A 6,535-nucleotide genomic window follows, 5' to 3' on the forward strand; every position below is an offset into this window, starting at 1 on the left:
AGGCACCCTTGGTGTGCTTGTCATAGCCAAGATGGTCAGTGATCTCGCCCTCCAGCGCCGATTCGAGCACCAGCCGGGTCAGCTCGGCCAGCAGACCACCCTCACCATCAACCGGAAGCCCCTGGCGCTGCGCCTCACCCACCAGCTGCGCGACCAGCCCCCGATCCACCACCGGCCCTGCCCCTGTCGTCGCCACGCTCGACTCGACCCCCTCCACCACGGCCACCGGGACCGTCTCAACCTGCTTGCTCATCGTGTTCCTCCTTGATCGGAGTTACACCGTTGAAAGTACAGTCCCGTCGCCGGCACATCCGGGGCACAGAAGTGCGTTTCCCTGTCTAGCGGGGGCGTCGAGTGCGTCGTGATCGATTCGAACTCAAGCAAGTCATGGAAGACCGTCTATTCGAGGTCTCTGACCAACAAGATCACCAAGCATATTCCGCTGAAATGTACGGAGTCTTCGTCGAGCTCATTCGCCGTCACTACGAGCGTCAGCCCAAAGGCGGAGTTCAAAGCGTGGATTTTCGCGAAGATGGAGGCCAGCGTGGGTGTTGATCTGACTTGGAGTTGGTCTGCTTCCGGAACGTCCGAGTCCGGACCGGTCAAGGTGCCCAGAGGCTGGAAATACACCTGCAAGTTCGGCACCTACCTCGTTCGGGTCAATGGGCACACCAAGAGGTACTGGCCCGGTGGTCAGGTGACCACGAAGTACTGGAGCTTCACCGCCCCTCAGGAGGAGAAAGGCTGGAAGTGGACCAAGGTTCGCGTTAAGTGAGCCGTCCGCCAACTCGTCGATCGTGCTACCGATGTCGCGTCCGGCGCTGATGGCGATCGTGATCCTCAGCTTCCAGGGCTCCTGGAACGAACTGAACCACTTCATCGTCTCGACCCAGTCGCCGGAGCTGACCACGCTGACCCGCGGGGTGGCGTCGCTGGCGTCCGGGCAGCTGTCGTCGGGCAACCAGTTCCCGATCAAGCTGGCCGCGGCCACCCTGATGACCATCCCGGTGGCGGTGATGTTCTTCCTGTTCTCGCGCCGGATCATGAACAGCACCTCGGGCGCGGTGAAGGACTGGGCTTCACCTCCGCCGCACGGTCAGTTGCCGAACGGGTCCCGGGCGGCCATGGACGTGTCCGCCGGCGGCCAGGGCTCGTCCAGTTCCTCGTCGGCCCAGACCGTGAGCCGGCGCAGCCAGGGGGCGCCGTAGCTGGTCACCATGGCCAGGTCGGTGGCGTCGCGACCCCGTCCGATCGGCAGGTGGCCCTTGCGCCGGGCGTTGTGCCGCGGGTCGAAGGTCCACCAGCGATCGCCCAGGTAGACCTCCACCCAGGCGTGGAAGTCCATCGGGGTGGGTAGCACCGGCACGTCCATGTCGGGCAGGTAGCCGCTGACGTAGCGGGCCGGGATGTTCAGCGCCCGGCACAGGCTGATCATCAGGTGGGCGAAATCGCGGCACACCCCGTAGCCGGCGTCGAAGGAGTCCTTCGCCGTCCACCACGAGCCGGTGCTGCCGGTGCGGTACTCCAGGTGGTTCCAGACCCAGCCCTGAATCCGGGTGACCAGTTCGAAGTCGCGCGGGTAGTCGCCGAACAGCTGCCAGGCCGACGAGCTCAGCATGTCGGACTGGCAGTACCGGCTGGGCAGGGTGAACGCCAGGGTCTCGTCCGGCAGTTCCTCGGGTCGCAGCACCGGGGCCGACGGGTCGGCGGCGTCCAGTTCGTCGGGCACCTCGACCACGGCGTAGTACGACACCAGAGACTCCCCGGCCGGCAGCATCACCCGGCGGATCTCGTTGCCGTACAGGTCGGTGAAGCGCCGGGTCGGCATCACCGGATCGGTGGTCCACAGTTCGCGCAGCACACCGCCCTCACCGGCCGGACGGACCAGGAAGTTGGCGGGCGTGGCGGACTGCGCGACGTGGTTGAACTCGCAACCGATGCGCAGCGTGCGCACGGATCGGACCTGCGACACTCGGGCTCCCTTCGTGGTGAGGCCGCAAACCTATCCCACCCGACGGCGGCTTCCCGCGCCTGTTTCCCGATCGTCACCCGAAGGGGGGTATGCAGCGATATCCACCAATCTAGGATCTGAACTAGAAAGGACAATCCAGCAGCAGAGAGACGCATCAGGCCACCGCCGCGAGGGTGGCGGCGTGCGGCGCCAGCCGCCGGATCGAGCGGGCGTTGCGCCACCGCACCAGGGCCGGGCTGATCCGCAGCCGGTCGGCCGCCTCGTGACTGGGCAACCCCATCCCGTAGACGGCGTAGAGACAGGCGCCGGCGTCGCGATCGATCAGGCCGAGCCGGGTGGCCGCGCGGACCAGGCCGGGGACGTCCAACGCCGTCGGCGTGCTGCGCTCGGGCAGCCCGGCCAGGCCGAGCAGCGGACGCGGATCGTCGCCGGCCCGCACCGCCCGCCGGGTGTCCAGGGCCAGGTTCGCCACGATCCGGGTGGGCCGGTTCCCCAGCGGGTAGCCGACGATCTGCAACCAGCACTCCGCGACGTAGTCACCGGCCCCGTGCCGGGCGTCGCGGGCGGCCATCCGCACCAGCATCCCGAGCATCGACTGCAGCACCACGCGTCCGGCCAACTGGTCGCCACCGGCCTGCAGCCGCAGCAGCGCCCCCAGCCGGGCGTCCGGATCGTCGGGGACGCCGGCGAGCACGGCGCCCAGGGTGGACGCCGGCGTCGGCCAGTCGGACGGCACCGGCAGCGCCTGCAACCGACTCCATTCGGCATTCAACGAACGAAGGCAGGGGTCGTGCGAGGGACTCATGCCGTCACCCTCGCCGGGAGGTGTTGTCAGCGGTGTTGTCCGGCCGCTGAGCGGTGTTTCCGCTCGAATGCCACAATTCGATAACCATTCGCCCGCCGCGGCGCGGGCCGATGAGGCATCGAAGGCCCACGGGCCTTACACTTGACACGTCACCATCGGGTGTTTGGTTGCCCTCTCAACCATCTCGTTCGCCCAGGGGGCTGCTTGGACGGTCCAGCAGCCTCCTGGAGCCCTTTACCAGAGGCTGTCGGCCGGTCCGCAACGGAGCGCGATCGGGACTCCAGTCAGACCCGACTCAGATCAGACCAGACCAGACCCGGTCAGCGGGCGTAGTCGATCAGGGTGCGCTCCAGGAAGTCCTTCAGGTCACCGGTCTCGCCGTCGCGTCCGCCGCGGCCCACCACCAGCGGTGGCGGGGTCGGGGACAGTTTGACGCCGGTGAACCGGGCCAGCCGGCCGCCGGTGGTGAGCAGCTGGAAGAACCGGCCGTCCGGGGCGATCGCCAGGGTCTGGCCCTTGTTGATGTACCAGCCCACCTGGTCGCTCTTCACCCGGGAGCCGTCCATCAGCAGCGCCCGCAGCGGCTCGGGCCGCAGCCCGCGTTCGGCAGCGGTGGCGACGAACTCGTCGACCAGGACCTGGGCGGCTATCGATTCGTTGCGCAGCGCCGCCGCGGCGAGTTCCTCACGTCGTCGGGCGTCCTCGTGGCGACTGCTCTGGGCCATGGCGGTCACCCTACCCGCACCGGACGCCGGGCGCCCCGGGCCGGCGCGGTGAACGCGGCACTAGCGGACCCGATTCCGGCCGTGATTGTCTGAGCCATGAGCTTCAGCGTTGCGGCCCAGCAGGCCTCGTCCCCGTTCGTTCTCGGTCTCGATGTCGGCAGCACCGGCACCCGCGGCGGCCTGTACGACGCCACCGGACTGCCGGTGCGGGGTTGCCGGCTCAAGATTCCGCACGCCTTCACCACCGGCAGCGACGGCACCGCGGTGATCGACGCCGACCAGATCGCCGACGAGCTGCGGCAGATCGTCGAGTTCGTGGCCGCCGCCGGCGGTGTACCGGTCGCCGGCGTCGCCCTGGACACCTTCGCCTCCTCGCTGGTCGGGGTGGACGCCGACGGCAACGCGGTCACCCCCTGCTACACCTACGCCGACTCCCGCTGCTCGGCCCAGGTCGACGAGCTGCGTTCGGTGCTGGACGAGGACGCCACCCAGCAGCGCACCGGCACCCGGCAGCACACCGGCTATCTGCCGCCGCGCTTCCAGTGGCTGCGGCAGACCGATCCGGACACCTTCGGACGGGTCCGGCGCTGGATGTCGCTGGGCGAATACGCCTACCTGAAACTGATCGGCACGACCGCGGCCGGCACCTCCACCGCCGCCTGGACCGGCATGCTGAACCGCGCCGAGGGCAGCTGGGACGCCGAGCTGTGCGCGCTGGTCGGGGTGGACGCCGACCAGTTCTCGCCGATCGCCCATCCCAGCCAGCCGCTCACCCCGGTCCTCCCCGCCCTGCACCCGAACCTGGCCGACGCCGTCTGGTTCCCGCCGATCGCGGACGGCTTCGCGTCCTCGCTGGGCGCCGGCGGCACCGACTCCAGTTCGATCGTGGCCGCGGCGGCGACGTCCGGGGCGATGCGGGTGCTGGTCGAGGGCCTGGTCGACGACCTGCCGCGGGGGCTGTGGTGCTACCGGGTGGACGAGCACCGCTCGCTGCTGGGCGGCGCCCTGAACGACGTCGGACGCGCGGTCGCCTGGCTGCAGGCCACCCTGCGGCTGCCCGAGGATCCCGAGCTGCTGGACGCCGCGCTGCGCGCCGAACCGTCCGCGCTCACCCCGCTGGTGCTGCCCTGGTTCACCGGTGAACGCTCCACCGGCTGGGTGGGACAGGCCCGGGCCGAGTTCCACCGGGTCTCGGCCGGCACCACCGCCACCGATCTGTACCGGGCCACCATCGAGGGCGTCGCGCTGTCCTACCAGCGGATGCTGGCCCAGCTCACCGGCGCGGCCGGCGGCGCCCAGCGGGTGCTGGCCACCGGCAGCGTCACCACCGAGGTCCCCGGGCTGCTGCAGGTGCTGGCCGACGCCACCGAGGTGGACGTGCTGCCGATCACCATCCGGCGCTCCACCTTGCACGGCACCGCCATGCACGCCCTCGAGGTGCTGGCGCCGGCCACCGAGTTCGCCCCGGTCGAGCACGGCGAGGTGGTCCGTCCGGTGCCCGGCCGCGAGGCCCACTACCGGCAACGGGTGGCCGCCTTCGCCGAGCTGTACGACAAGGTCGTCGCCCGCTGAGGGGCTCGCCATGACACCGATCAGCCTGAGTTTCCTGGGTGGCGCCGGCACCGTCACCGGTTCCAAGCATCTGCTCACCATCGGCACCCGGCGGGTGCTGGTCGACGCGGGCATGTTCCAGGGCGAGAAGAAGTGGCGCGAGTTGAACTGGGCCGAGTTCCCGGTGCCGCCCGGCAGCCTGGACGCCGTCATCCTCACCCACGCCCACATGGACCACTGCGGCTACCTGCCGGCGCTGGTTGCGGGCGGTTTCACCGGCCCGGTGTGGTGCACCGAGGCGACCGCCCGGCTGGCCGAGATCGTGCTGATGGACGCCGGGCACCTGCAGGAACGCGAGGCCCAGTACGCCGCCGAGGGCGGCTACTCCAAGCATGAGCAGCCGTTGCCGCTGTACACCGTCGCGGACGTGGAGCGGACGCTGCCGCTGCTGCGCCCGGTGCCCTACGACACCGACCTCGACCTGGGGGACGGGTTGATGCTGCGACTGACAAAGGCCGGCCACATCCTCGGTTCGGCCAGCGTGACCCTGCGGCACGGGGACGCCTCGCTGCTGGTCTCCGGTGATCTGGGACGCCACGACCACCCGCTGCTGGAGTCGCGGGAGGTCCCGCCGGGCGCCGGCTACGTGCTGATCGAATCCACCTACGGCGACCGGGAGCATCCCGACCCGCAGGACAACCCGCACGAGATCCTGGCCGACGCGGTGCGGCGCACCATCGCCCGCGGCGGCACCGTGCTGGTGCCGGCGTTCGCGGTGGACCGCACCCCGGTGGTGCTGAAGGCGCTGGCCCAGTTGCGCCGGGCCGGCCGCATCCCTGACGTCCCGATCTTCGTCAACTCTCCGATGGGGGTGGCCGCGCTGGCCGTCTACCGCGAGGCCGGACGCACCGGCGGGCTGCGCCCCGACCTGCGGCTGGACGAGTTCATGGACCTGCCCAACCTGCGCGAGGTGACCGATGCCGAGGAGTCCAAGCGGCTGAACCGTCCGGAGCGGCCGTGCATCATCGTGTCGTCGTCGGGGATGGCGACCGGCGGCCGGGTGCTGCATCACTTGGAACATCTGCTGCCCGATTCCCGCAACGCGGTGGTGTTCACCGGCTACCAGGGGGTCGGCACCCGCGGCCGCACCCTGCTCGAGGGCGCCACCGAGATGAAATTCCGCGGCCGCTTCGTCCCGGTGCGGGCCGAGATCGTCCAGGACGGCGAGTTCTCGGTGCACGCCGACGGCTCCGACCTGATCGACTGGCTGGCCGCCCTCTCACCGGCGCCACGCACCGTCTTCTGCGTGCACGGCGAGGCGGATTCGGCGGCCCGGCTGGCCGAACGGATCCATCGCGAGCTCGGGCTCACCGCCGTGGTGCCCCGCTACCGCGAGGTGGTGACGATCGAGCCCAGCACCGGGCTGGCGCCGGCGCAGCCCGTCCCGCCACCGGCCGGCCTGACCCGGGCGGCAGCCGGCCT

The 6,535-nt window shown here is 70.2% G+C and carries 7 protein-coding genes and 1 pseudogene; 4 read left to right on the forward strand and 4 right to left on the reverse strand.

What is annotated here, in order from left to right; all coding sequences use genetic code 11:
- Positions 1–253: pseudogene (locus QM582_RS11640) on the reverse strand (IS256 family transposase); the annotation flags it as partial.
- Positions 254–361: 108 nt separating this feature from the next.
- Here QM582_RS11640 and QM582_RS11645 point away from each other — a divergent pair.
- Entirely contained in the window at positions 362–775 is a 414-nt protein-coding gene (locus QM582_RS11645; protein ID WP_415084578.1) for a hypothetical protein, read from the forward strand.
- Positions 776–806: 31 nt separating this feature from the next.
- Entirely contained in the window at positions 807–1,208 is a 402-nt protein-coding gene (locus tag QM582_RS11650; protein WP_415084580.1) for a hypothetical protein, read from the forward strand.
- Here QM582_RS11650 and QM582_RS11655 read toward each other — a convergent pair.
- The 3 genes from QM582_RS11655 to QM582_RS11665 form a co-directional block, all read right to left on the reverse strand.
- Positions 1,097–1,954 carry a transglutaminase-like domain-containing protein gene (locus QM582_RS11655; RefSeq protein WP_415084581.1) on the reverse strand — a complete coding sequence of 286 codons (858 nt, stop codon included), beginning with the start codon at positions 1,952–1,954 and terminating at the stop codon, positions 1,097–1,099. The two genes, QM582_RS11650 and QM582_RS11655, sit on opposite strands and share 112 nt — an antisense overlap.
- 172 nt (positions 1,955–2,126) lie before the next feature.
- Positions 2,127–2,777, reverse strand: a complete 651-nt coding sequence (locus QM582_RS11660) for a hypothetical protein (RefSeq protein ID WP_415084583.1) — start codon at positions 2,775–2,777, stop codon at positions 2,127–2,129.
- A 320-nt stretch (positions 2,778–3,097) separates the two neighbouring features.
- A complete protein-coding gene (locus tag QM582_RS11665; RefSeq protein WP_415084585.1) occupies positions 3,098–3,502 on the reverse strand; it encodes a hypothetical protein in 405 nt (134 codons plus the stop codon).
- Between the two features lie 96 nt (positions 3,503–3,598).
- Between QM582_RS11665 and QM582_RS11670 the strand changes: the two genes are divergently transcribed.
- The gene (locus QM582_RS11670) at positions 3,599–5,074 is read left to right on the forward strand and encodes a gluconokinase (RefSeq protein WP_415084587.1); all 1,476 of its coding nucleotides are present in this window, start codon (positions 3,599–3,601) and stop codon (positions 5,072–5,074) included.
- Between the two features lie 10 nt (positions 5,075–5,084).
- A partial coding sequence (locus tag QM582_RS11675; RefSeq protein ID WP_415084588.1) for an MBL fold metallo-hydrolase RNA specificity domain-containing protein occupies positions 5,085–6,535 on the forward strand: 1,451 nt, incomplete at its 3' end.

Origin of the sequence: Micropruina sp. (genome assembly GCF_047607385.1) — a bacterium.
In the GTDB taxonomy this organism is placed as follows: domain Bacteria; phylum Actinomycetota; class Actinomycetes; order Propionibacteriales; family Propionibacteriaceae; genus Micropruina.